Origin of the sequence: Segatella albensis DSM 11370 = JCM 12258, assembly GCF_000426565.1 — a bacterium.
Classification (GTDB): domain Bacteria; phylum Bacteroidota; class Bacteroidia; order Bacteroidales; family Bacteroidaceae; genus Prevotella; species Prevotella albensis.
On the sequence record NZ_AUFP01000001.1, the window covers coordinates 1 to 26,659 of the forward strand.

The following is a 26,659-nucleotide window of genomic DNA, read 5'->3' on the forward strand; positions in this document are numbered from 1 at the left end:
CAGCACATGATGTATCAGAAGATGCTCAAAGACCATGGAATAGTGCAAAGCATGTCAAGGAAAGGCAACTGTCTGGACAATGCTATGATGGAAAATTTCTTCGGACTGATGAAGAACGAATTGCTATACGTGAATCATTTTGAATCTATCGAAGAGTTTGAACGAGAACTGAAAAAATATATATGGTGGTATAACAATAAAAGAATAAAACTGAGATTAAAAGGAATGAGCCCGGCTATATACCGAGCTCACTACTATAGAGAGATAAATAATTAATATTTAATTAATCGTCCAACTTTTCGGGGTCACATCAGATGATGCATCCTATTTTTTTTACTATCTATCTCTAATACTGGAGGGTCTTCTTCTCATACCATTTCTTCATCACGTAGAAAGCCTTTTTGCGTTTACCCTGATCAGAAAACAAACCTTTCCGATTAAAGCCCTTCTGCACAACAGGTTCCATGCGACGAGGAGATCTGAAGTCTTTCAATACCCATGGTGTAGTACCAGCCAAACCATCTATCTTATCGAGCATTGACAAGTTTTGCACATATAGATTTTCTTGGAATTCCTCCGTCCATCGCTGATTTTTATCCCCATGAAGCCCAGCAACAGCACCACCACCAAACTCACTGATAATAACCGGTTTGTTATAAGGAATCTCCCACTTCATCTTAGGAGCATCGTTGACATCGCGGTACCAACCGATATACTGATTAAAACTAACAACATCAACATATTTACTCATGTTATCATGCAATCGGTTCACATAATTACTTGCCCCCGTCACCTCCATAGCCATAGAGATTAGTCGGGTACTATCTTGAGTACGCGCATATCGAGCCAATCCCGAAAGGAATTTGTCACGAGCTTCACTATGAGGAGTTTCATTGGCTATCGACCATATTATCACATTTGCGCGATTTTTGTCACGAGCTATCATATCTGTCAACTGACGCTTAGCACAAGCAAAAGTCCTCTCATTAGTCCAGTCGATAGTCCAATAGCAAGGTAGTTCTTCCCAGAGAAGTATGCCCTGTCGCTCTGCTTCGCGAATGGCATGCTCATTGTGGGGATAATGAGCCAAGCGCATGAAGTTACATCCCAGATCTTTTGCCCAACTAATCAACGTATCGGCATCCTCAGCGGAATTGCACCGACGACTCGTATAAGCTGTTTCCTCATGACAAGATACTCCTTTCAAGAAAATCGGTTTACCGTTCAATAGTATCTGTTTACCTCGTGTTTCTATTGTTCTGAAACCGATTTCATCCTTAACAGTTTCATCTCCCATTGTCAGATTCACTCGGTACAACTTTGGATTCTTCGGACTCCATAACACCGGTTTGATGCGTAGAGAGACAGAGGCGACACCGTTCTCATCTGTTATCATCTGCTTGTTTACCTTTAATTCAGGTATCGACAAGACAACTTTCTTTCCTGCACAAAATTCATTCAATCGCACATTCACGTCAACAATTTTACGATTGCCCTTACGCAACTGGACAAAATAATCCTCGATATAAACTTGCGGAACAGAAACCATCATCACATCACGAGTAATACCGCCATAGTTCCACCAGTCGAAGATCTGCGTCGGTATATTTTCCTTCCTTCGCACATTATTGACCATGACAACGACTGTATTTTCACCTTTCTTCACAGCATCAGACACATCAAAACAAAAAGGAGTGAAACCGCCTTTGTGCTCTCCAGCCTTTTTGCCATTCACCCATACACGGGTCATATAATTTGATGCTGCGAAATAAAGCAAAGACCTGCGACCTTCCTGTGGTATCCAATTAAATTTCTTCCGATACCAGACAGTCCCTTCATACCAAAATAACTTCTCATCCTGCGTATTCCAGTCACCAGGTACCTTCAAGGTTTCACTCTTGTCGAAATTATATTCTACTAAATCTGATGGTTGATTTGCTTTAGCATCCAAGAAGAATCCCCAAGGCGTAGGATTCATCCGATAATCATAATATCCGATATCTTGTTGATCAATGATATAATTCCATTTTCCATTCAGCGACAACATATCGCGGGCATACACATTCATAGGGGCAGCAACTTCCTGAATTGCCATCATGTCAGCACATGCTGCCATAGACAACATGAACAATAAAAGTTTTCTTTTCATTGATTTCTTAGACTATTTGTTTTCTGTTATTTCTTTATCATCGATCGCAAGACAAACCATATATGCATCATAACGGTAGTAATCCATCCGTAATGAGTTTGCATCACCCGGAAGCGCTCTTTCAGTGAAGCGCGATGGTTCTTTATCGACATTCCACCATCCAGATAATTCGTAAATACATGATGGACATACTTTAGTTTCAGTTTTTTCTCACTACATACTTTCATAATGCGGATACACCAATCGACATCTGCAGAATATCTGTAATTAGTGTTATAGAGCACGTCCTTGGCTATATCAGCCTGAGCATAAAAAGACTGATGGCATACTAACATACCATACTTGAACGACTTCCAACTCAATTTTTCCGGTGGTGTCAACCGGCGATGACGTAGGAAATGGCCCTCTTCATCTACAATATCGGTATCGCCATAGATCACACCAGGAAGAGCCTCTCCATCGCCAATAGAGTTTGCTATCACCTCCAAAGTATCAGAGGCCGGGAACACATCTCCGGCATTAAGGAACACAAGATACGTTCCTGTTGCTTTCTTTATCGCCTTATTCATCGCAAAATAAAGTCCACCATCAGGCTCAGAGCTGACAACAATCTGATGACGGGTTTCCTTTTGCTCATCTTCATGAAGATATTCATCTACCATATCCATTGTATGGTCTTCCGATGCGCCATCCCATATGATATGTTCGACATAAGGATAAGTCTGTTCGAGCACACTATGAAGTGTACGCTTAAGCACAGACTCAGCATTATAGGTACAGGTAATAATGCTAAAAGTTATCATATATTGTAATTTTTAAAGGCAAGAGCCTGATTGTATACTTCGATATAACGCATGGCTACGGCATGCTGGGAATAAGTTTGTACAACCTTCTTCTGACAATTCTTGCTGAGTTGTTCGGCATCAGCTTCATCCAGAACCCAATGGATACCTTGGGCCAAGTCGTCCGACTTCATATATTGGGCTACATAACCACTCTTCTGGTGTTCGATCATTTCCGGTATTCCTCCGGTCTTGAATCCTACACAAGGTACCCCACAAGCCATTGCCTCCATAATGGTATTCGGGAGATTATCTTCTAGAGACGGCAATACAAAAACATCTGCAGAATTGTAAACGCATACGATTTTCTTATCGTCGTTGACAAACCCCAGAGGATATACCGGTAAAGGAAGACGGTCTGCGACATCTTCAGAGTGTCCTCCCAGAATTGCGATACAGGTATTGTCCTTATAAGAAGGATCATTCTTCACCAGAATATTCATGGCCTCCACAAAATATTCCATACCTTTACGCTCATCTGTCACTTTCTGTGACACGAAGAGAATAATTCGCTTATCCTCTGGAAGACCGGCATAAAGTCGTGCTTCCTTCTTATCGTGTTGACAATAGATACGTGTATCAATAGGGTTAGGGATATTGGTAAGGTGACGCCCAACGAGTAATGCACTATTCTTAGCCTCATCTTGCAGCCATCTGCTACAAGCCACGAAATGTATGTTGGCATCCTTATAGAGATTCTGTTTGTTCTTAAACACCTGGGCAGAGATATCCTTCTTAGAGCCACCACCTGGCAACAGCGGACATTGTCCACACCCCGAGGCATATCGTTTGCACTTGCGAGAGTAATGGCAGATACCCGTAGCATTCCATAGATCATGCATCGTCCAGACGATAGGTTTACCACTCTTTAGGATTTTCCGGATGCCAGAAAAAGACAGCATACCTTGATTTATCCATGAGAGATGAATGACATCAGCCTCTTGGAATTCAGGAAGAGATGTTATATCATTTCCGGAATTGGCAAGATCTATCTCCCATAAATGATCCTTCGAAAAATGCAAGTGCCAAAATATGCACCAACGTTCCCAAAGGAAATGAAACTGCGTTTTCATACTGCAGTTCAATCCCACAACGGTAATGTCATCGGTGATTTTATCACGTACTAGCATCTTGGCTTTGACACCATTATTATTTAAGGCATCCATCAGGCGATTGGCAGCAACGGCTGCTCCACCTGTTTTCTCTGATGTGTTTATTATCAATACTCGCATAATGCAAAGATAAGGCAAATCAAAGATAATACAAAATAAATTGATACTAATTTGTAAAGTTATATAAAAAAATATGCTGCAACTCTCAACGAGCTGCAGCATATCATTATGTTTAACTATCATTTTATTCTTAACAAAAGATAGTCTCACGACTCTCTTTGTCAACCTGTTAAACAATCATGTTATTTACCTTAAAACCTAATAACTAAAAACCTAAAAATCTATTTATTACTACTAACCTAAACAATCTATTAACCTTTTGATGATGCAAAGGTACGTCAAGATTTTGAAAGTAGCAACTGTTCTATTATCTTTTTAGTCTAATCCTATACTTTCTTGACCTATATCAAAACATTGTGCTCGCACACAGTGAATTAAAAGCGTATAATTGACATATATCAACTCTTTTCGATTAAACAGACCGCATAGGCTGAAATTCCTTCTTGTCTTCCTGTAAAACCTAATTTCTCTGTTGTCGTAGCTTTGATACTGATATTATCGACATCTGTTTCCAGAATTTTTGCCAGGCATTCTTTCATTTCCGGAACATGAGGGTTCAATTTCGGACGTTCGGCACAGACTGTAGCGTCGATGTTACCAAGTTCGAATCCTTTTGCACGAACCAAATCCATTGTTTTCTTCAAAAGGATCTTTGAATCGATATCCAATGTTGATTCTGCCGTATCAGGAAAATGATAACCAATATCACGCAAATTCGCAGCACCAAGAAGTGCATCACATATTGCATGTATCAGCACGTCGGCATCACTATGTCCTAACAATCCAAGGGTATGTTCAATCTTGATTCCGCCCAACCACAAGTCTCTACCTTCTACGAGCTTATGAACATCATAGCCCATTCCTACTCTAATCTTCATATATTTTATTTTCGCTTAAACAAATCTTTAATTCCGTCCATATCAAAGGTAAGGGTAAAACGCATCGTCTGGTCAAGAGGATTACTCTTGGCTGTTGCGATAACATATCCTGCATCCAACGAGAATACATTCATCTTGAAACCGGCACCTACCGTGAAATATTTGCGATTTCCCTTGTTCTCGCTCTCGTGATGATAACCGACACGAACCGAAAATTTATCGTTATAGGTATATTCACCACCTACACTCCAGTTTACTTCCTGCATCTCTTCTTTAAATCCACCAGGTGCATCCGTAAAACTCTTGAACATTCCACTGATACTTGACACATCGTAGTAGTCTTTCTGCTTACGCACTTCGAAATCTTCATCACTTTCTCCGTCTTTCTTCTGTGGATAAGTAGGTACAAGTAATTTATTGGCGTCTGCTGCTATCGTGAATTTATTATATTCATCAATAGGTACCATGAGGGATGCTCCCAAACGAAGATTCGTAGGGATAAACTCACTGTTATCGTCTCCGCCAAAGGTTATCTTGGAACCGATATTCGAGACATTAAGTCCGATACCCAACTGACATTCACGCTGTCCTATATTTATATAGTTCTGATAATAAGCCGCTATATCTGCAGCGAACGCATTTCCCGGAGTTGTCTCCTCGGTATAGTCGTAGGTAAGATCAGAATGAATCCACCTCACTGCGGCTGCAATAGAGAATTTTTCACTAAGCATCAGGGAATAGGCAACGTCGAATGACATCTCATAGGGATGAATCGTCATGTCATTACTCCCCGAGACATCGCTGCTGGTATACACCTCGCCCAAGGAGAAATAGCGCAAAGAACTAGACACTGCACTATAATCACCTATGCGATAATATCCTGCAAGATATGCTAAATCCATATCATTTACAAGTTGTCTCAACCACGGGGTATAGTTAAGGGCAACCCCTGCACGGGAAATGGCGAAAGGATATTTTGCCGGATTCCAATACTGTGAGTTCACATCCGGATCGGTAGCTGCACCGATGTCACCCATCGCACCACCTCGTGCATCCGGGGCTATTGTCTGTGATGTTACCGAAGTATGAACAGGGTTGAACATACTATTCTTGTCCTGAGCCGAAACTGTCAGTGACATCACTGCCAGTAGACTGGAGATCATTATTTTCATGGATTTGTTCATATACTGAATAAACGTTGTTTATACTTAGTTATTGCTGACTACGATCAATTTCTTAGCTTTGGAAACTTCGTTGCTACCGTCAGAAGCGATCTTGGCACGATAGAGATATACTCCTGTCCCCAATCTTCGTCCTCCATCCGTTGTCAAATCCCAATCCACGGTATAAGCCGTTGTCGTTGGAACGCCACTCTCATGATGTTTCCAGAGAAGTCTGCCTGCGAGATCAAATACTTCGAGGGTCACCTCCATATTACTTCCCGTTCGATCATGATTAATGATAAACGTTGTGGAGGTCTTGACCGGATTATTCGTCGTAGAGACATCGAAAAGGGTTGGTTGCAGACCATTTACGACATTAAAGTCTAATGTGGATATTGATGAATTATTCTGTACATCCCATGCTCTGAACTGTAAGGTATGGCGACCAGGGGCAAGTTGTGGTATTGAAAAGAATGTTTTTCCCGAAGTATAACTTCCGAAATCATACGTGAAATGATCATTCAGCACATAAGTTTTCGACATATCACCATCAATGATAAGTATCAAATCGTGCCCGATACCATTACCAGCTGCATTGATTCCCTGACGGTCTGACAGTTCAGCGACAAAGTATGGTGTAGGGTTCACATCACCTCCATTCACAAAAGAACGACTGTTCAGATAGCAATAGATAGATGGGCCGACAGAATCGTTGTCTATCTGTTCGCCTTCTCCGAAATTGAACTTTTCGTAATATCCATGAGCGGACATACTATGGTCTGCGTTCACGGCATACACATTTATCAAACCTGGATCTTTTGAATAGTTGATATCCTTAGGTACTGCAAAAGTAAACTCGAAACGACCGCTCTTGATGCTATCCGTACCTTGATATAAAGTTTTGGTCCTATCATAATACGTGAAACGTTCACTTGCTTCGGTCGCATCATTCAATTTACAGGTTACCAACTCCTTAGAATCTCGAACCGTCATCGTGACGATTCCGTCAAAATTATCATCATTCTCTATATGTCCGGAGACCTTAGCTATAGTACCAGCCTTTAGCATCAGCAGACTGTCTATAGCATCCACATCTATACCATTCACGCTATCTATCTTGATGGTACGCGAAGGTAAGTTCAAAGCCAGCGCAGGATCACCTAACAAAGAATACTGCAATCGATTCTCGGAGCGATCACCCCCAAACGGGCCTCCTTGTGCCAGCGTATTCTGGGCTAACCGATGGGCTTCACCTATTGTCATCGGTTTCCCGTTACTATCATGACTCAGCACATAATACAGGAATGCTCGGTTCATATACTTGTTCAGGTTAGCATATACCGTTCGTGTCGTTCCATAGAAAGCCACAGAACCGCCATCCTTATTCAACAAGCACTTTTCCCCGATTGTTTCCGAGGTTCCGTCAAACGGCATGATGTCACACGAAGCTGTAATCCATAATGGTAGATTCTTATTTTTAAACTCAGAGAAATCAGAAATACGAAGTATTGTCTCGTGCGAGAGTTGTATCTCACTACCATGCCCCGCATAATCCATGACCAAGGCACCACCCGCTTGTTGCTGCTTTAGAATTCTAGTCACTTCCGGATAAGTGTTACCCGTAGATGATGTCTCACGGGTATAGGCATCCCACATGACTTTCTTTGTCACATACCCAGGATAGAAAGAAGAGATCATGTCAGCAGTGGCATTTTCATCTGCCATGTGCAAATTCTCATTACCATCATCTCCCATAAACATGATTTCATTCTGCCAGTTTCCTGCATTTTTGTTATTACCATAATTGATGATCTTATCTACCACAGCCTTGGCATCACTGGCATTCACCGTAGGTATACGCCCTACAGCAACATCCAGTAGTTCCGTCGTCGGACTTTTTCCTTCTCCATCATCAAGAAGTCCTATCCAACTATCGTCCACATAGCATATCACCTCATTATATGAGTTTTCACTTTCATAGCATAACAGATAATCATCGGCATTCAACTGATGACAGTCACTGGTGAGCATACGGTTATCCCACACGCAATCACCAAGTAGCAACAGATATTTCGGCATCTTATGCTCGTCTCCTTCAGCTCTGTCATAGAGCATTTTAAGGTATCTACGATATGCATTGACATCCGGTGTACCACTGGAGAATTCATTATAGAGTTCATCTGCTGCTACGATGTTCACACTCAAGGAGTCATGACTTTCGTGGAAAGCCTTGAGACGTTGTGCCTGCGTCAAGAGTTTCTGCGAAGTCGGAATGATGATGACCATATTAGCTTGGGCATCGGCATGATGATTTTGATTGGTTATATTATAAACGTATTCTGGAGTTGACCGGACAGATGACAGATTCGGTGCCGGCAGGGGCTTGTCCACAGACATACTCACATAGTCAAGACGGATAGGACCGCCCGACTCGTTTTTGATAAGTATCGTATCACTAGTCGACAAACGGTCTATATCATAGATTGCAGAGGCTTCATTAGCCTTATCATAAGAAGACAGTTTTATCTTCAACTGGCCTCGGCACGTACCATTCACCCAAACAGAGGATGTATTCTCCGAACTGGCTGTAATCTTCACATATAGTTTACCGCTATTAGCACCTTGGGGATTAGCAAAGACAATTTGCTTGTTCCGTCCACTGGTGATTTCTTCTGGGTCGAAGAGATTTCTTCCACCATGATACCAACTATACCCATCTACTTCATACAAATGATGATAATCATTCGGGGATGGATAGAAACTTTGCAGAAAGTTTACAGAATCGATCTTCAGAGAGGGTTCTTCGCTTTGTGTAATCAGATAGTAACCATAGTTTGAATATGGGTTTCGTGTTCTTATGGTTGTCGTATAGTCCGACCAACTTACCGGTCCTTGGGCATAAAACAGATGCTTACTTCCTATCACGCACTGGGCAACTTCCTTCAGGTCATCATGACTTGCGAGATAACCTCCGTCTAATTTTTCTGGTTGTAGAGCACCACCATATCCATAGATTTTCACCTTATTAATATCTGTAAACCCAGCCCGTCGGATGATATCCTCCGTCAACTGATACACACCGGTAGACGGCACACGGATCTTGGCCCAGTTTCCTGTGGCAAGAACCGAAGACGGAGCATAACGCTGCTGCAAAGACGAAGCACGGGTAACAGAATACAACTTGCTGACAGAACGAGACTTCGCCTTAGCCTCTACACGAAGCATGAAACTAACAAGGATCTGATATCTGTTATTACGAAACACATAAGGACAAAAACTAACAACAAGTGAACCTTGTTGTCGATTCGTTGCCAACTGAGGTACAACAGATGGCAACTCGGGCAAAGGAGCACCCGATATATGGTTATAAGCGGCAACATCCGAGGCTTCCATCTCTATGAATTCCGGATAGGCCAAACTCACCGTATAAATAGAATCCCTCCAATCACCGGCAAGTGGGATGGAATAGGTAAACTGAGGCAGAATGGAGTCGGCTCTAACCTGACTTGCTGTCAAGTTAAAGAATACCTTCCTCTCCGCATGAGCAGAGACACTAAGAAGCAGAAGGAATGTTACACAACTCCAAAGTAGCCTCCTCACCATATTTTATTTACATTCAAAGTCAAGAACCTTTTGGTCACCCAGATAGCCTTCAAGATGGTCATCGATCTGTACCGGTCCACACCCCGTCGGGCATCCCGTATAGAGTAAGTCACCCGTTTTCAACGTAAAGAAACGACTGATATATTCAATGATCTCATCTATCTTAAAAAGCATATCAGCAGTACATCCAGTCTGCACGGTCTTTCCATTGATGTCCAGATGGAAGTTAAGAGCCTGTACATCGCGTATCTTTTCCACCTCTATCCAGTCACCTATCGCCGCAGAATTATCAAATCCCTTAGCAACCTCCCATGGACGACCAGCAGCTTTAAACTTAGCCTGCATCTCCCGGGCCGTAAAATCAATTCCTACAGTGACAGCGTCATAATAACGCGAAGCAAAGCGTGCAGGTACCGACTTACCAAGTTTGTTGATTCGCACCACCACCTCAGTCTCATACTCGATGCGTCCCATATCATCAGGGATAAAGAACGGATGATGATCTTTGAGCAGTGCCGTTTCTGGTTTCATGAAAATTACCGGTTCTTCTGGTTTTAATAACGAACCATGGAGCGCTTTATTGTGCTCCAGATAGTTCAATCCAATAGCAAAGATTTTCATATTAAAAAAATGAGCGTCTGCTCTTCTTGCGAAAAACAGACGCCCCCTATTTGGTTTTTACTAATTCTGGAATTAGTCAGCAGAGAGGCTGAAACGCTTGTAAGCAACAACCTTCAAATCCTTACTCTGCTCCTGAAGCCACTGAGCAACAGTCTTCTTGTCGCCGTCGCCAAACTGGAACTCCTGATCAACAAGGCAGTTCTCCTTGAAGAACTTAGCCATACGACCCTTAGCGATATTCTGGATCATCTGCTCAGGAAGATTTGCAGCCTTCTCAGCAGCAACAGTCTTTCTGATCTCGCGAGCCTGCTCAGCCTGCTCAGCAGTAATCCAACCCTTCTTCATGTTAGACTCGATATGATCCTCAGAGTCTACGTGAGCTGGGTTGATACCAGCCTTACGGATAGCAGCAACAACAGCCTTCTCAACCTGCTCTTCCTTAGTCTTCTCGATAGCAACACGAAGTTCCTCATCCTTTACAGACTGAGCAACAGAAGCCTCATCAAGAGCAACTGGTTTCATAGCAGCAACCTGCATAGCAACCTTATGAGCAGCCTCCTCGTTGTTCTCGTTCAAAAGAACCATAGTAGCGAGAGTGTGCTTACCCATGTGATCGTATACAGATACGTTCTCACCCTCCAAGAAGTTGTAGCCATCAAGCTCCATCTTCTCACCGGTAACACCAGAGCGATGCTTTACAGCAGTCTCAGCGTCATCGCCGTTAGCGAGCTTAAGAGCCTTAACCTCGTCAAGGTTCTGGCACTTGTTAGCGATAGCAGCGTCAAGGATTTCCTGAACCATTGCGATGAAGTCTTTACCAGCAGCAACGAAGTCAGTCTCACACTTAACAGCAACCATTGCTGCGAAATTGTCTACCTTCTTTACGAGGACACAACCATTAGAAGTCTCACGGTCAGAACGCTTTGCAGCGATAGCAAGACCACGCTCACGAACGAGCTCGATTGCCTTATTAATATCACCATCAGCCTCAGTCAGCGCCTTCTTACAGTCAGCAAGACCAGCACCTGTCATCTTACGAAGCTTCTGGATATCAGCTATAGATACAGCCATAATATAGTTTCCTTATTTTTTATTAATTAAAAATTACTCAGCAGTAGCCTCTGCCTGTGCAGCCTTGCGAGCACGCTTAGGTTTTGCGTCAGCAGCAACTTCCTTCTGCTCAGCAGCAGCCTTCTCATCAGCCTTCTCAGCCTTACGCTCCTCGAGACCCTCAGCGATTGCACCGCAAACAGCAGAAAGGATAACCTCGATAGAATCCTTAGCGTCATCGTTAGCAGGGATGATGTAATCTACGTTCTTAGGATCAGAGTTTGTATCTACAATAGCAAATACAGGGATACCAAGACGATTAGCCTCCTTAACAGCGATGTGCTCCTTCATTACGTCGATAACGAAGAGTGCGCTTGGAAGACGAGTAAGGTCAGCGATAGAACCAAGGTTCTTCTCCAACTTAGCACGCTGACGGCTGATCTGAAGCAGCTCGCGCTTAGAAAGGTTAGAGAATGTACCGTCATTCATCAGCTTATCGATGTTTGCCATTTTCTTAACAGCCTTACGAATAGTAGGGAAGTTAGTGAGCATACCACCTGGCCAGCGCTCAATAACATAAGGCATATTAACAGAAGCAGCCTTTTCAGCTACAACGTCCTTAGCCTGTTTTTTAGTAGCGACAAACAATACCTTTTTGCCTGACTTTGCGATACCCTTAAGAGCCTCAGCAGCCTCGTCAATCTTAGCTACAGTCTTGTTAAGGTCGATAATATGAATACCATTACGCTCCATGAAGATGTAAGGAGCCATTGCTGGATTCCATTTACGCTTGAGGTGACCGAAGTGGCAACCTGCCTGCAATAATTGGTCAAAATTTGTTCTTGACATTTCTTTTTCTTTTTTAAATTGTTTACTTTCTTTTTAATTCTTGTTAGAATCAGCCCATAAGTAATCCCATCAGGAAGTCTTATAGGTTTAGATACTAAACTGGTAGTCCAGTGATTAACGCTTACTGAACTGGAAGCGACGACGAGCCTTAGGCTGACCTGGTTTCTTACGCTCAACAGCACGGCTATCACGGGTCAGGAATCCTGCATCCTTAAGAGCCTTCTTGTCTTCAGCGTTGATCTTAACGAGTGCACGAGCGATAGCAAGGCGAAGAGCCTGGCTCTGACCTGTGAAACCACCACCGTCAAGGTTAGCCTTAATATCATACTTACCCTCAGCCTCGAGCAACTGTAATGGCTGCTTTACAACATAGCGAAGAATTGCTGATGGGAAGAATGTCTCGATATCTTTTTTATTAATTGTGATCTTGCCGGTACCCTCTGTCAGGTATACACGAGCTACAGCGCTCTTACGGCGACCAATTGCATTAATTACTTCCATTTCTAAAATTACTTATACTGGTTAATATCAATTGACTTTGGCTTCTGAGCTTCCTTATCGTGCTCTGCACCATCGAAAACATAAAGGTTGTTCATCAAAGAACGACCCAGAGGGCCCTTTGGCAACATACCCTTAACAGCGTGACGAATAATCTTGTCGATACCGTTCTTGCGAGTACGGAGCTCAGCAGGAGTATTGAAACGCTGACCACCTGGATAACCAGTATAACGTGTGTAAACCTTATCTGTTTCCTTTTTACCAGAGAAAACTACCTTAGCGGCATTGATAATGATTACGTTGTCTCCACAATCTACGTTAGGTGTGAAGTTTGGTTTGTACTTTCCGCGGAGCAGCTTTGCAACTTTTGAGCAGAGGCGACCTACGATCTGATCGCTGGCGTCAACTACGACCCACTCTTTCTTAGCTGTTTCCTTGTTTGCGGAAATAGTCTTGTAACTTAAAGTGTCCATTTTAAAATTTAATTTTACTACTAAAAAACTAATTGATTACTTTCTGTCGAATCTTACAGAGACCTCGCGGCGCCTCCAGTCTAAAAGAGACCATCCACAGCATTACTCTCTGTAGCTTCACCGATTCACTAACCGCACTTCTCGGCCAGAAGAAGTACTATTAACACGGCTCTGCGCGAAGGCTTCTAAGCGTAGACCTTCACAATTCGGTGTGCAAAGGTACATATTTTATTTAAAACGAGCATCAACACTTGTCTTGCAAGTATGTCATTTTATAAATTATTAACTATATTATAGATTATTAACGTACTCTGGTTTTTATTTACAATAATATATAAGTCATATAGGAGTAGAGATTATCAGAAGAACTCTTCACAATCTTTAAACTTTATCACGGAACTGTTAAAAGAGAAATTTTCCGCTTTTTACTTCATCTAGAACGCTTGGCTGCATTTTCACTCTCTAAAAACATAAGAAACGTTCTCCAAAAGGTTGCATTTTTGAACGAAGTTAACTTCATCAGCTTACGCAGTTAACTTTGTAAGCCAATGTGAATAGGTATATAGCCTTATGCAGTTAACTAGAAAAGCCTACAATTCCGGTGCTTTTCGAGAACAAAAACAAGCAATAAAATTCCAATCCGCTGATAATCAAGTAATTATATTTTACTCATATTTTTAATATTCGTAACCAACCCCATCTTTAATTCTGAATTCACGAATTATGAGCGTCTTTTATCGGTTGGGAATTAAGGAATATAAACCTATCTTAACTATTCACGAACTCAACTTACGCAATGATTCCTTTCTACTTCCTGAGCCAATAATTAATAATGTATGGCGATTGGTCAAGATATATATGCAAGAGGTATTTTTAAGACAAAGATATCAAATAATGTATCTACAGGATTAAGTTTATTATAAAACATGATTTACTCTCAAAAAAGTAGTCTTATTTTGACATCGCCACAAGTCGCCACATCATCACTACAACTTCGCTACACTTTTTAAGGGTGTTTTTTTTGAGGTTGAATCGTTGATTATCAGCGTCGATACATTCCGCTACAGGTTTAAGGTCATGTAAAGGGGGCTGAGATTCTTGAAAAATTGAGACAGAAGAAGTTTAAAGAGAAAATAGCTCTGAATATCGGTTGCTAAATGCCACTGAAATAAGAGGTCGAGAGAACGTGTTCGGATCCCGCTGGGAGGCAAGGGATCACCATAGAAAATTTCTCTCATCTATTATCCTTTCATTCTATACTTTCTATTCGTTTACTTTTTCCCACTCATCAATCTTAAAGCAATAACTTTCCCGGGTCTTGCTCTCGAAGAACTGGTTCTGATATGAATAGGAGTTTTCGTAGACTGCTTCTGTCTGCCAGCTTCCCTGAGTGAACTTGAAGTACACTGGCAACTGTACATCCACATCAATCACGCGAAGCGTATCACTAACCTGCTTCATCTTGACACCCTTAGGATTCCAGTTCTTAAGGCAGGTCTGATTGCCGGTAATATATACCTCTCCTGACCCCTTGGGAACAATGAGTTCTAGATGCTTATGATAAGTCTCCTTGGTCTGACTCTGACCGGCAGACAAGGAATCCCTGTAAGCATAATAGCGAGAGAGTGCATCCCTCAGAGCCGGTACAAAACTGCTCATATGGTCATAGTCAAGATATGACCTGCGGGTATAGACCGTACTCTTCGGGATACCACCTTTTGCAACAAACTCATCAATGATCTCCCTAGCAGGCTTCCAGTCACTCCATCCCTGGATCCGCTCTTCTCCTGCGTCACTGATAAAGAGAAACTTAGGCGCCTTTTTCTGGTTGAAGTCATAACCTATGAATTCCTTAGCCAGATACTGATTACCGTAGGCAAAGTTTGGAGAGATGGCTATAATGTGATCAAAGATATTTCGAGTCACCAAATTATGGAGCAGAAAAGATGCGCCAAGAGAATGACCGATGGCAAGATTATGACCGTTGGTATGATAGTGGCTGTTGATATAGGGGAAGAGCTCTTCTGATACGAATCGTCCAAGGGCATCAGCATAACCGCCATGACCATGATAACGTGCCTTCGTGGCCTCATCATCAGGGAGAAAGTCATCCTGTCTAGAATATATTGAGGAAGAAGGACTGTGCACTGCCACGATTATGGACTTATCGCCATATTTCAAGTTGACAAAGGCTGGCATCGCGTACGCCATCATAGGATACTCGCGTGTCTGACCATCAAATACATAGATCACGTTGAAGTCCTGTGTTTCCTCTAACAGATCATATCCTGTAGGTAAGATTACGTCAATCTTTCGATCGAAAGGAAAGTACCTAGAGGGAAGAAGGAAAGTCTCAATCTTGGAACTTAGATAGAGCTCTGACGCCGTCTGTGCATGGATGATACCAGGGGACGGCAGACAGAAAAAAAAGGAAAATACGGCTATTGTTTTCTTAAAGTTTCTCATATTATGAAGTATTTTTTCAATGATAGTACAAAAGTACATATATTTTAGTACAGTTGCAAACATCCGTAAAATAATTTTAGATTTTAAATCTCAATTTTACACATATATAGATAATATTCTACCCTATTTTTCATTCATCATGATGCCATATTCTTGACATAGAGCAAGAAAAAGCGGAATTTTACACTAAAAACAAGATTTTTCTTGCTGTGTTCGTACACAATGCGTACCCTTGCAGCAGTTAAAGGATAATTCAAGGATAAAAAGATTGTTTAATGAGCCTGAGGCTCTAAATTAGGAAAGGAAACAAATTATGATGACATTAATGTTTGTATTAGCAGTTGTTGTAGCAGTAAGTGCAAACGTAGTAAACGTTAACAACAAAATGTCGATGGGCAAGTAAGCCCTTTACTTCGAGTATTAAATAATTTATCGATATAGTGTAATAGTGAAAGTGACATCTTTTGGAATGCCACTTTTTTGTATCTCGATATACAATCTATCCATTGCCGTGGCATCACCCCATCGGAATAATTGTATCAATCGCTGCTCTCTATTTTCGCCTAGCCTATTCATTTTCACATTAAAAAGTGCTAAGACTTTCCTATTTCCCCATCTATTAACATCGTTTAACGTATATATAAGCAAGTATTTCCTTACATTTGCATTTCGTAGTTGTAAGTGATAACTAAATAGATTAATAAAAAAATAAAAGATGAAACAATTTAAGATCTCAACCTTAGTGATGTGTTGCTTAGCAGCCATGAGTTTTACTCTCCTTGTTTCGACTGTACTCTGTTCCTGCTCAAAAGATGAGGAATACAATCCACAACCTTCATCTACTATTTTAAACTCACTTTTGGTCTCTATATCAGAAAGCGGAAAGCCTATAAACTATGAAGAGATGCTTGCTAACAAAGAGTTCTCTGTTATAGAAAAAGTATCAAAGCGAGAAGCGAAAATAGACATTACCGATTACGAGAGAACAAAAGTATTTCGCTTTAGCGTCGATCTTCCAGATATTAATTCTATGGTTTTTAATAAGGACAGAACAGAAGCTTCAGGAAAAGTAAGTCTAGCAATGAATATCAAAGGGACAAAGCTACCAATGCATGTGAACTTTAGTTTCACTTCATCTAAGGACGCTATGCATATGTATGGTGGAAATTGTATTCGCATTAAGTCTATAGAATATGACAATAAAACAATTTATCCTACAGAAAAAATGGGCATCAATTCAATTAAAATTAAATATGATGGTAATAATACCATAATAGAACCTTTGTTTTGATAGAATCGTGTAATATTTATATAAAATCTAGAAGAATATAAATATTGCAAAAAATGCACTTCTAATACCTATTATAATATAAAAAAGCAAATGCTTTAAACTTGTTTTCACCAAAAAAATGCTACCTTTGTACCCAAAAGAAAACATCAGATGAACCCAATCACTCAAACGATAATACTGACAGCTTCATCGCTGAGGATGATCCCTCATATAGGGCACTATATGTTCCATCATAAGGACTTTGACGATGATTTGCTGAAAGTACAAGACCATAAAGCCACTGTCTTGAACTTTATCAAGGCAATGACGCGCGAGAAGACATTTCGCAATCTCTTCTATTATCGGTTAGGCGAATATCTGAGTATATTTATCAAATGGATGTGCCCCGGCGACCCGACACTTCATATCTGGTGCCCGAGCATCGGAAAAGGAGCACATTTTGAGCACAACTATTCCACTTATCTCAACGCTGAGCGTATCGGTAAGAATTTCTATTGTCTGCAACTCGTTACTATCGGTACGGGACATGGACATCATGGCGATACCGGACGACCAACGATCGGTGACAACGTGAAGATTATGACGGGAGCTACTGTCTTCGGACCGATACATATCGGCAACAACGTCACCATCGGTGCCAACGCCGTGGTATTCACAGATGTACCAGACGGTGCAACCGTTGTTGGGAACCCAGGAAGAATTATAGAACGTGCTAAGATATAATCTGTACAAAAAAAATATATTCGACAATTATTATATAGTTTGCAAATGAATTACGCTTTGATCATCGCTGGTGGATCCGGTAACAGAATGGGACAAGATATCCCTAAGCAGTTTATGCATATCGACAATTGTCCGGTAATCATCCATACTATGATGGCTTTTCAGAAGCATCCTAATATCGATGGTATCGCTGTCGTGTGCCTTGAAGGATGGGAAACGGTACTTCGCTCATATGCCAACCAGTTTTGCATTACAAAACTGAAATGGATATTCCCCGGAGGACAAAACGGACAGGAGAGTATACATAACGGAATATACGGACTGAAAGAACAAGGTTGTGGAGACGAAGACTTGGTGCTTATCCACGATGCCGTGAGACCACTTGTCTCACAGGATATCATTTCGTCAAACATTGCAATCTGTGAAAAATATGGATATGCCATCACGGGTATACAATGCCGTGAGGCTATATTGGTAAGCGAGGATGGATTCAAAGCAACAAAGAGCATCCCGAGGGATACCTTGATCCGTACACAGACTCCTCAGACTTTCCGACTGAGAAATCTAATCGCCGCTCACGAAGAAGCAAAGAAAAAAGGTATTACCAATTCCGTGGCTTCTTGTACGCTGATGGCTGAACTCGACAACAGGGAGATGCATATCGTACCTGGATCTGAGAAGAACGTGAAGATTACCACTGTAGAAGATCTTGAAATCGTAAAATCATTACTGCATGTGCAGAAGGATTCATGGCTGAAATAAAAACTTATCCACAATATATCGACGATGTATGCAACGACAGTTTGCCTTGGGAGAAACTGGAAAATTGCAACATTCTCATCACTGGTGCTACGGGACTTATAGGTTCTGCACTTGTTGATGTGCTGATGCGGAAGCATATAGCGGGACTTCACATCTATGCCGCAGGAAGAAACGAGAAGAGAGCCCAAAAGAGATTCCAAAATTATATTGATTGTGATCATTTTCATCTGATCAGGTATGATGTGACTGAGCCTTTGGAAAGTGATATCAACTATCATTATATCATCCATGCGGCAAGCAATGCCAGTCCTAACTTCTTTATGCAGAAACCCGTAGAGGTGATGAAAGCTAATCTTTTCGGGACATCAAACTTGATAGAATATGGCCTGAAGCATCATATGATGCGTATGCTTTATGTTTCCACGGGGGAAATATATGGAGAAGGGGATGGCAGAGTATTTACCGAAGATTATAGTGGATACGTGGATTGTACCAAACCACGCTCTTGTTATCCTTCATCCAAACGAGCAGCAGAGACTCTATGCGCCTCTTATATCGCTGAATATCAAGCCAATATCGTCATAGCCCGTCCAGGCCATGTATATGGTCCACATTTTACAGAGTCTGACAATCGGGTGTATGCGCAATTTATCCGAAACATACTCAACGACGAGGATATCGTCCTTAAGAGTAAGGGAGAGGCCTTTCGTTCCTGGACTTTTGTTGTAGACTGCGCCAGCGCTTTGCTATATATCTTACTAAAAGGAGGCAGCGGCGAAGCCTATAACATTGCCGACGACCTGTCTAATATCACAATTCGAGAATTAGCAGAAATCATTGCGGAAATAGGCCATAAACAGGTCATCTTTGACATTCCAAGCGATGCAAAGAAAGGAAGAACCAATCCTATAACGAAATCAATATTCTCTAATCAGAAATTAAAGGAACTCGGCTGGAATGTAAAAGGTAGCCTAAGAGAATATCTGCAAGCTACCATCGAAGAAAGTATGGAAAGCCGATAAAGTTACTTGATCTTGGAGAGAGCCTCGCGAAGCGTTATTCTCTTCGCCAAATCAAAATATGCCTTGAAATGATGACTCTGTCGCTTCTCCACAGGTGGCAACTGCATATAATCTCCATACAACTGTTTGAGATATTTATCATATCCTGAGAAAAGATTCACCTCCAGATTCTCGAATGGACATTTTACAATGCCATCAAGCCATTCTTTAGGGAATACTTCTCGCTCACCATAACTACCGCTATAAGCCATGACATGCTTAGAGGTGGAAAAGTCATATCTACGACAGATTGCATCCAATTGCCGAATCAAAGAACGACGATAATTTTCTCTATTGAAGAAAGCATAGGTTTTACGCAAGAAGCGCCCCCACTCCTTTGGATTTGCCAATAAAGAGATATATTTCCAAAAAGAGTTATGGGTGGAAACGGCCTCCAACTTATTCATGATATGCCGGAATTCTGCCTGTTGCTGCTTTGCCTCCTCTATAGAATCAGACGCTCCATCCAACGGAAAGATGTCGATGTATAGTCCCATCAAAAATGGATGCTCTGCAATCTCGACCAATGAGGTTTCCTTATTGCATAACTTGGAGAAATAAAGTGGATAATCAACTGTATTATAAGGAGAAACGACTTCGTATTTACCCAAATTCACTTTCTCTGCCAGTTCCAGAAACTTATCATAATCCGGACGAGGCATAAACACATCTATATCATCATCCCAAGGAATTATACCATGATGACGGACTGCACCGATAGCTGTTCCGCCACAACAATAATAAGTTAGGTCATATTTTTGACAGATGTCTATAAATTCTCTAAAGACATCTGTGATGATGGCATTCCATAAAGGTTGCTGTTCTTGGGTTACTAACATCTCTTTTGAATCTTTATTATTGCAAAAGTAAAAAGAATATTTTGAAAATCAATCATGATTTGCTATTTTTGCAAAGAATATGACTAGAATAGCTTATCTGATATCTGCCCATACGGATGCTCCGCATCTAAATAGATTGATTCAGGCACTCCCTAACGATGCTGAATTCTTCATTCATGTGGATGCAAGAGCCGACATCAATACATTCAAAAGATGTGTTACAAATCCCCATGCTCACTTTATTGAGGATAGGATCAATGTGATGTGGGGAAGTTTCGGACAGGTGAGATACCAGATGGCATTAATCAAGGCTGCCCTAGCCTTCCCTGACCCTTTCGATTATCTATTCTCTATCAGTGGATTGGATTATCCACTATGGAGTAATGATAAAATCATGAGATATATCGATTCTGTACAAGGAAAGAACTTTCTAAGGGCAACTTGCTTGACTAACAATAAAGAAGATGCCAGGCTCTATCGGGAATATCGATTTCTGAACACCAAGCCTTGGAAATATGGTACTATCAAAAGTAAGTTTAGAGTGGCTATCAGAAAACTTCTTACGGGAATGAATATTCACAAGCCACTAACGGTTCCTTTGGGAAACAGAAGAGTGCCTCTATATAAAGGTGGTTCTTGGTGGGGCATCACACGAGAGCTGGCACAATATGCACTATCTATATACGAGAAGCATCCTGAATTTACAAATTATTTCAAGACTTCATTCGGACCCGACGAGACTTTCATCCATACAATAGCATTAAACTCGAAATTTGCGAAATACTGTAAACTTATAGAAGGTAAGGAACTGGAACTGGAGGAACTATCACCACTCACCTATATAGAATATGGTGAAGAGATCAAGGTCTTCCAAGAAGAAGACTTCAAGACTTTGATAGATTCGGGTAAAATGTTCTGCAGAAAAACAAAAACAGGAGAAAGCGATAAGTTACTAGACAAGATTGATATATACAGGAAATAAATGACAATATGGTAGAAACGCTAAAAGAAAAAACAGCAAAAGGCCTTTTTTGGGGTGCCATGAATAGTGGTACCACGCAGATACTCAATATCGTCATTGGTATATTTCTTGGCCGCTTACTATCTCCGACTGAGACGGGTATCGTAGGTGTTCTTACCATCTTCACTCTGATTGCAGGTAATATACAGAGCAGTGGATTCACTCAGGGACTTATCAACCTGAAACACCCTACGGGAAATGACTACAATTCGGTATTCTGGTTCAATATCATTGCTGGTATCAGCATGTATTGTATTCTTTTCTTCTGTGCTCCCACCATCGCTTGGTATTTCCATCAACCTTGTTTGGTGGAGGTTTCCCGTTTCGTATTCCTTGGCTTCGTCTTTTCTTCACTGGGAATAGCACAGGGTGCCTATATGACGAAGAATATGATGAACAAAGAAATCGCAATATGCGGATTTATAGCCTTAATATGTTCTGGCATTGTTGGTATCACAATGGCTTCCATGGGGATGAGCTATTGGAGTCTGGCCTGGCAACAAATCATCTATATCTGTGTATTGAACATCGGAAGATATTACTATACGGGATGGCGCCCTAACCTGCATATCGACTTCGGTCCGGTAAAGAGGATGTTCAACTTTAGTGTAAAGATTTTATTTACGAACATTATCAACACCATCAGCAACAATATTCTGACACTTATCTTCGGTCGATTATATACGATCCATGATGTAGGCAACTATACTCAGGCCTACAACTGGGACAACAAGGCGAACTCATTTGTAGCCAATGCTATCGGACAAATTGCGCAACCCGTTTTGGCTGCAGTAAATGAAAATAAGGATAAAGAGCGACAGGTGTTTCGCAAGATGATGCGCTTCACGGCGTTTTTATCTTTTCCTCTGATGCTGGGACTGACACTTGTCAGTCGGGAGTTTATCTTGATCACCATTGGTAGCAAATGGATTGGTTGTATACCATTATTGCAGATTCTATGTATCAGCGGTGCTTTTATGCCCATCTATACGCTTTATCAAAACCTTGCCATCAGCAATGGTCGTTCAGATATCTATCTATGGTGCAACTTCGGACAAGTGATTCTATTGATCGTCCTTATCATCGTCGGTCATTCTCTAGGGATGACTTATCTCGTAACGGCTTATAGCATCTTTGTTATACTATGGTTATTGGTTTGGCATTTTGCCACAAGACGAATTTCGGGAATCCGAATTCTCGATATCTTCAAAGACACTATGCCATTCTTTATGACTTCTATTGCTGTAATGGGGACTACTTACCTCATAACGATGAAAATAGAAAATGTCTATCTATTAATTGCTATACGCATCATCATCGCTGCGACACTATATTTCGCAGTAATGAAACTTGCTCATGTAGTAATTCTGGATGACTGCATCAAATTCGTAAAACAGAAATTCTCAAAATAATCTTTACTATGGACATCTCTATTATCATCCCCTTATATAATAAAGAGGAATATATCGAAGAATGTTTGGACAGCTGTCTAAGTCAAAACTTTCAAGGCGATTTCGAAGTAATTGTCGTCGATGACGGGAGTACGGATAATTCGGGAATGGTCGCTGACAAAATAGCCACAAAAGACCATCGCATAAAGATTATCCATACAGAGAATGGTGGAGTGACAGCTGCACGAAGAATAGGCTATGAGCATGCTTTGGGCAAATATATCATGTTTGTTGATTCTGATGATAAACTACTGGACGATGCTCTTTCATCAACATACGATGCTATCATCCAACAGAATGCCGATGAAGTGGTGGCCTATTATAAGACTCAACATGGAAGAATTGCTGACTCTGGAATTAGAGGATGGGCAAACCCGGACTTTATGATAAAGGAACTACTCGCCAGCAGAATCTACTTCTGTGTGTTATGGGGAATTCTATTTCGTAAAGAGATTTTGAAAGGATGCCTGGATATTCCTCGGGACATCAGAAACGGAGAGGATATCCTCTTACAAATAAAAGTTCTGGCTAAGAAACCTAAGGTTTACTTTATCGGGAAATGTATCTATTATTATATGGAGGGGTTACCTAATGACCGTAGATTGGAACTGGAGGTAGAGAAACTCTACGATAAAATCCTTGAGAACACTTTATCCGGGATGGGAAATAGATACAAGTCTTCTATCTTGCATCATCGGGTGAAGATGTATGAGAATTTTATAAATGAAAGAAAATTCTATGCTTTCCGAGATTATTACAAACAGTTTCGTAAGCATATGAATAAGGACATTCCTCTGCTTGACAAAATCGTAATGGCCTTACCTCCTCGATTAGCTTATTTCCCTGTCCACTACTATAAGAAATGGACAGGAAGATGCTAACTTTTACGATAACATATAATGGATATACAGATTCCAATTATAAGTTAATAGGAATATTGTAAGAAACAATACTATATACCTTAATGCTTGTTGATAACTTGCTTTCTTGATGTGCTTGAACATATAAGCGATAGCTATAGGCAGGATAAAAGCCCAGTGGGCTGTCATGATATATACTTCCTGAAGGCCGAAACCTAATACAAGGTGAAGGAACATATCAAAGCCAAACCATGATAGACATAGTAGGAAGAAGTGGGACTTTATGCCACATGCTATGCCTAAAATAAATAGCAACAGGACGATACCAACAATGACGTAACAGAAATAATTGGTATAGGCAACGAAGACCGGACGATCTACATTCACATCATGAAGCATCTTCTCGTCATGGAACATCAATGACTCGCCGAAAAGATTCTCTACAATGGAACGTGAACGTGAAAGTTTCATATCTGTCCATCGGAATGTTTCTCCCGACATGATGGCATTGGCATGAGCTTTGTCTTGTTTCCTATGGAATGCTTCTAAATCTTTCTTAAACTTCGGATCCTTCAGTCGTTCCTGTAAGGCATTATCACGACGCTCCTGTTCTGGTTTCTGTATATATTCGTCTATGAGCAGATAAGAACCTACCAATAGACATGATGGTAATATAAAGGCGATAAGAAAACTACGAGGATGAAACACGCGTCGACCATTAGCAAACCATTGTGCCAGACCGATCTTCACGCAATTGGTAGTGGTAATACCTGTGGACAACAGAAACAATAGTGCTGTGGCCCAACTTGGCATCTTCTTGTTATCCTTGATACTTTTTCCTGCGATATATAAGGTAAGCAACAAAAAGAACAAAGACAGTCCAAAATGGTCTGGTGCTACTACAGTTACCATGATATAGGCAAAAGAGAAGAAAAAAGTACATAGCAAGAGACTCTCCTTGTATCCTATCTCAACGATTTGACGCAGGATTCTAAAAAGGAATAAAAAGGAATATAGGGACAGAAGGACTAGAACAACTGCAACGATGAAGACTGCGCAATTCATATCCGTGACATCCATCAACCACTGATTGAGTTCTGAGAACGGATAAACGAAGATTGCCAGTAAAGGATGACGGGAAAGGACATAAAGTGAGCGCCACTGTGAAAGTGTGATATAGGTGTATGGATCGAAACCCGACAAACAAAAGTTCTTGGTGAATATTGTATAGAAACCTAATTTGCCACATCTCGTGAATTGCTCGAAATGCTGATAGATGGCTAACGCATTCAAGGCCACCAAATATAGGAAGACGACCACCGAAGGCCATCTCTCTTCCTTGCTTATTTTAAAGATTCTAAATGGATCCTTCATATTATATGTTTTTATCACTCCAATATATACTGGGTGAGTAACGTAATATTATAGATATAGAGATAAACTGCTATCAGAGAAAGTACAACTCGGGCTATACCGATACCTTCCTTTCTCAGTCTTCTTACAAGGTAGGCGATGGCAAGTGGGATGATGAAGAGATAATGTGCTCCCATAATATATACCTCATTGATGCCAAAGCCAAGAATGATATGGATGAAGACGTCGAAGGCAAAGAAACTAAATGCCATCCAGAAGAAACGACTACGACGGGCAAAGCAAATGCCAAGGATGAACATCAGTATGATAATAGCCTCAACGACATAACTGCCTATCCAACGATATTCAACGATAACAGGACGCTTTGTCAACGTATCTTGTAACAAATGGTCACGATGCAACTGTATTGGTTCGCCGAAGAAATTTTCTACAAGCGTTGCCCATCGTGGAGTTGAAATATCCGTCCACTGACCGAATTCCGTCTTGTTGATAGGTTTACCGGTATGCAGATTCCAAGGTTTCTGGTGATCGCTGACATACTTATCATGGATTCTCTTCTTCATAAGTTGCTGAAATCCTGCAGCAATCTCTGCGCTATCTGTTGCAGAGACGGTATCTAGATAGTTCTTATAGATATTGGCACGAAGTATGAAATCTTTTTGAGCTTTCACCTCCTGCCGATGTTGGTATTTGGATTTTTCAAAGTGGTTCCATTCCATCCTTGCTCCTACCCATATCAATGCAGATGGAATGATCACGGCAAGAATCAAGTTGGCCGGACGCCAGAACTTCTTTCCGTTAACAAAGAGATTTGCCAGAAATACTTTCACTCCATTATTCAATGAAATACCAGCCGTAATGAAAAAGAATAGAATGGTCTGCCATTTGGTAAACGGATGATTACGCTGCATCTTCTTACCTGCAACATAAAGGGTAAGGATGAGCATGAACATCGACAGGATGAAATGGTCGGGAACGATCGATGATACAAGGATATAGGAGAAGCTATAGAAGAATACCGTCAGGATTGTTGCATCGATACGTTGCAACGCTACAATTTCACGAAGTATACGATAGAAGAAGATGAAAGCATAGAAAGAACAGAATATCAAAATCGCTGCAACAATAAACTGAACGAGGTTGATACCTGTAAGCATCATCATTCCTTGGTTCAGTTGGTTGGGTACATACATAAAGAATGCCAACAAAGGATGACGATAGATATTATATCCTGTATCCCAATGGGAAACCACTGTATAGGTTATCGGGTCGAATCCTGAGATATGGAAGTTCTTCACAAACAGATCATGATAATTGTTTGTTATCTGCGTAAACTTATCAAAGTATTTGTAGATACATAGTGCATTGAGCACTGTGATAAGAAGGAATGCTGCCAAGGCTAGCCATCGCTCTTCTCTTTTGATTCTGAATATATGGAATGGATTTTTCATTT

The 26,659-nt window shown here is 41.1% G+C and carries 24 protein-coding genes; 8 read left to right on the forward strand and 16 right to left on the reverse strand.

The window, feature by feature from the left end; all coding sequences use genetic code 11:
- Positions 1 to 276, forward strand: a 276-nt coding sequence (locus K333_RS0100005; protein WP_027452180.1) for an IS3 family transposase, incomplete at its 5' end; no start/stop codon positions are given.
- Between the two features lie 70 nt (positions 277 to 346).
- On the opposite strand, the gene K333_RS0100010 is transcribed toward K333_RS0100005, so the two are convergent.
- The 13 genes from K333_RS0100010 to K333_RS13400 all read right to left on the reverse strand — a co-directional run bounded on the left by K333_RS0100010 (position 347) and on the right by K333_RS13400 (position 16,400).
- Positions 347 to 2,149, reverse strand: coding sequence for a glycoside hydrolase family 2 protein (locus K333_RS0100010; RefSeq protein ID WP_024990245.1), 1,803 nt, complete (start codon positions 2,147 to 2,149; stop codon positions 347 to 349).
- 26 nt (positions 2,150 to 2,175) lie between these two features.
- Positions 2,176 to 2,952: a glycosyltransferase family 2 protein gene (locus K333_RS0100015; RefSeq protein WP_024990244.1), complete on the reverse strand. Its 777-nt coding sequence runs from the start codon at positions 2,950 to 2,952 to the stop codon at positions 2,176 to 2,178.
- Positions 2,949 to 4,223, reverse strand: a complete 1,275-nt coding sequence (locus K333_RS0100020; RefSeq protein ID WP_024990243.1) for a glycosyltransferase family 4 protein — start codon at positions 4,221 to 4,223, stop codon at positions 2,949 to 2,951. Before K333_RS0100020 ends, K333_RS0100015 begins: the two co-directional genes overlap by 4 nt.
- 398 nt (positions 4,224 to 4,621) lie before the next feature.
- On the reverse strand, positions 4,622 to 5,101 hold the full coding sequence (ispF, locus tag K333_RS0100025; protein ID WP_024990242.1) for a 2-C-methyl-D-erythritol 2,4-cyclodiphosphate synthase: 480 nt from the start codon (positions 5,099 to 5,101) through the stop codon (positions 4,622 to 4,624).
- A gap of 5 nt (positions 5,102 to 5,106) precedes the next feature.
- The gene (gene porV, locus K333_RS0100030) at positions 5,107 to 6,285 is read right to left on the reverse strand and encodes a type IX secretion system outer membrane channel protein PorV (protein ID WP_024990241.1); all 1,179 of its coding nucleotides are present in this window, start codon (positions 6,283 to 6,285) and stop codon (positions 5,107 to 5,109) included.
- A gap of 24 nt (positions 6,286 to 6,309) precedes the next feature.
- Positions 6,310 to 9,867, reverse strand: coding sequence for a type IX secretion system sortase PorU (gene porU / locus K333_RS0100035; protein WP_024990240.1), 3,558 nt, complete (start codon positions 9,865 to 9,867; stop codon positions 6,310 to 6,312).
- A gap of 3 nt (positions 9,868 to 9,870) precedes the next feature.
- Positions 9,871 to 10,488 (reverse strand): fumarylacetoacetate hydrolase family protein, encoded by a 618-nt coding sequence (locus K333_RS0100040; protein WP_024990239.1) that lies wholly within the window; start codon positions 10,486 to 10,488, stop codon positions 9,871 to 9,873.
- A gap of 72 nt (positions 10,489 to 10,560) precedes the next feature.
- A complete protein-coding gene (gene tsf, locus K333_RS0100045; RefSeq protein ID WP_024990238.1) occupies positions 10,561 to 11,559 on the reverse strand; it encodes a translation elongation factor Ts in 999 nt (332 codons plus the stop codon).
- A 33-nt stretch (positions 11,560 to 11,592) separates the two neighbouring features.
- The gene (gene rpsB / locus K333_RS0100050) at positions 11,593 to 12,387 is read right to left on the reverse strand and encodes a 30S ribosomal protein S2 (RefSeq protein WP_024990237.1); all 795 of its coding nucleotides are present in this window, start codon (positions 12,385 to 12,387) and stop codon (positions 11,593 to 11,595) included.
- A gap of 114 nt (positions 12,388 to 12,501) precedes the next feature.
- Entirely contained in the window at positions 12,502 to 12,888 is a 387-nt protein-coding gene (gene rpsI, locus K333_RS0100055) for a 30S ribosomal protein S9 (protein WP_024990236.1), read from the reverse strand.
- An 8-nt stretch (positions 12,889 to 12,896) separates the two neighbouring features.
- Entirely contained in the window at positions 12,897 to 13,358 is a 462-nt protein-coding gene (gene rplM, locus K333_RS0100060; RefSeq protein WP_024990235.1) for a 50S ribosomal protein L13, read from the reverse strand.
- Between the two features lie 1,263 nt (positions 13,359 to 14,621).
- Positions 14,622 to 15,824, reverse strand: a complete 1,203-nt coding sequence (locus K333_RS0100065) for an alpha/beta hydrolase-fold protein (RefSeq protein WP_024990234.1) — start codon at positions 15,822 to 15,824, stop codon at positions 14,622 to 14,624.
- Positions 15,825 to 16,253: 429 nt separating this feature from the next.
- Positions 16,254 to 16,400: a hypothetical protein gene (locus K333_RS13400; RefSeq protein ID WP_244870398.1), complete on the reverse strand. Its 147-nt coding sequence runs from the start codon at positions 16,398 to 16,400 to the stop codon at positions 16,254 to 16,256.
- A 139-nt stretch (positions 16,401 to 16,539) separates the two neighbouring features.
- Between K333_RS13400 and K333_RS0100075 the strand changes: the two genes are divergently transcribed.
- The 4 genes from K333_RS0100075 (at position 16,540) to K333_RS0100090 (ending at position 19,622) form a co-directional block, all read left to right on the forward strand.
- The gene (locus tag K333_RS0100075) at positions 16,540 to 17,115 is read left to right on the forward strand and encodes a hypothetical protein (RefSeq protein ID WP_238314438.1); all 576 of its coding nucleotides are present in this window, start codon (positions 16,540 to 16,542) and stop codon (positions 17,113 to 17,115) included.
- A 150-nt stretch (positions 17,116 to 17,265) separates the two neighbouring features.
- Positions 17,266 to 17,838, forward strand: a complete 573-nt coding sequence (locus tag K333_RS11585; RefSeq protein WP_024990231.1) for an LbetaH domain-containing protein — start codon at positions 17,266 to 17,268, stop codon at positions 17,836 to 17,838.
- Between the two features lie 45 nt (positions 17,839 to 17,883).
- Positions 17,884 to 18,600, forward strand: a complete 717-nt coding sequence (locus tag K333_RS0100085; RefSeq protein ID WP_024990230.1) for an IspD/TarI family cytidylyltransferase — start codon at positions 17,884 to 17,886, stop codon at positions 18,598 to 18,600.
- Positions 18,588 to 19,622 (forward strand): NAD-dependent epimerase/dehydratase family protein, encoded by a 1,035-nt coding sequence (locus K333_RS0100090; protein WP_027452182.1) that lies wholly within the window; start codon positions 18,588 to 18,590, stop codon positions 19,620 to 19,622. Before K333_RS0100085 ends, K333_RS0100090 begins: the two co-directional genes overlap by 13 nt.
- 2 nt (positions 19,623 to 19,624) lie before the next feature.
- Here the strand turns inward: K333_RS0100090 and K333_RS0100095 are convergent, their stop codons facing one another.
- Positions 19,625 to 20,500 carry a LicD family protein gene (locus tag K333_RS0100095; RefSeq protein ID WP_024990228.1) on the reverse strand — a complete coding sequence of 292 codons (876 nt, stop codon included), beginning with the start codon at positions 20,498 to 20,500 and terminating at the stop codon, positions 19,625 to 19,627.
- Positions 20,501 to 20,579: 79 nt separating this feature from the next.
- Between K333_RS0100095 and K333_RS0100100 the strand changes: the two genes are divergently transcribed.
- Genes K333_RS0100100 through K333_RS11590 form a run of 3 tightly spaced genes read left to right on the forward strand, consistent with a single transcriptional unit; the run spans position 20,580 to position 23,853 of the window.
- Positions 20,580 to 21,482 (forward strand): beta-1,6-N-acetylglucosaminyltransferase, encoded by a 903-nt coding sequence (locus K333_RS0100100; RefSeq protein ID WP_024990227.1) that lies wholly within the window; start codon positions 20,580 to 20,582, stop codon positions 21,480 to 21,482.
- Positions 21,483 to 21,490: 8 nt separating this feature from the next.
- A complete protein-coding gene (locus K333_RS0100105) occupies positions 21,491 to 22,933 on the forward strand; it encodes a lipopolysaccharide biosynthesis protein (protein ID WP_024990226.1) in 1,443 nt (480 codons plus the stop codon).
- 8 nt (positions 22,934 to 22,941) lie between these two features.
- Positions 22,942 to 23,853, forward strand: coding sequence for a glycosyltransferase family 2 protein (locus tag K333_RS11590; protein WP_024990225.1), 912 nt, complete (start codon positions 22,942 to 22,944; stop codon positions 23,851 to 23,853).
- A gap of 3 nt (positions 23,854 to 23,856) precedes the next feature.
- Here the strand turns inward: K333_RS11590 and K333_RS0100115 are convergent, their stop codons facing one another.
- Both K333_RS0100115 and K333_RS0100120 read right to left on the reverse strand, forming a co-directional pair.
- Positions 23,857 to 25,206 carry a DUF6080 domain-containing protein gene (locus K333_RS0100115; protein ID WP_024990224.1) on the reverse strand — a complete coding sequence of 450 codons (1,350 nt, stop codon included), beginning with the start codon at positions 25,204 to 25,206 and terminating at the stop codon, positions 23,857 to 23,859.
- Between the two features lie 14 nt (positions 25,207 to 25,220).
- Entirely contained in the window at positions 25,221 to 26,657 is a 1,437-nt protein-coding gene (locus K333_RS0100120; RefSeq protein ID WP_024990223.1) for a DUF6080 domain-containing protein, read from the reverse strand.
- Between the last annotated feature and the right edge of the window lie 2 nt (positions 26,658 to 26,659).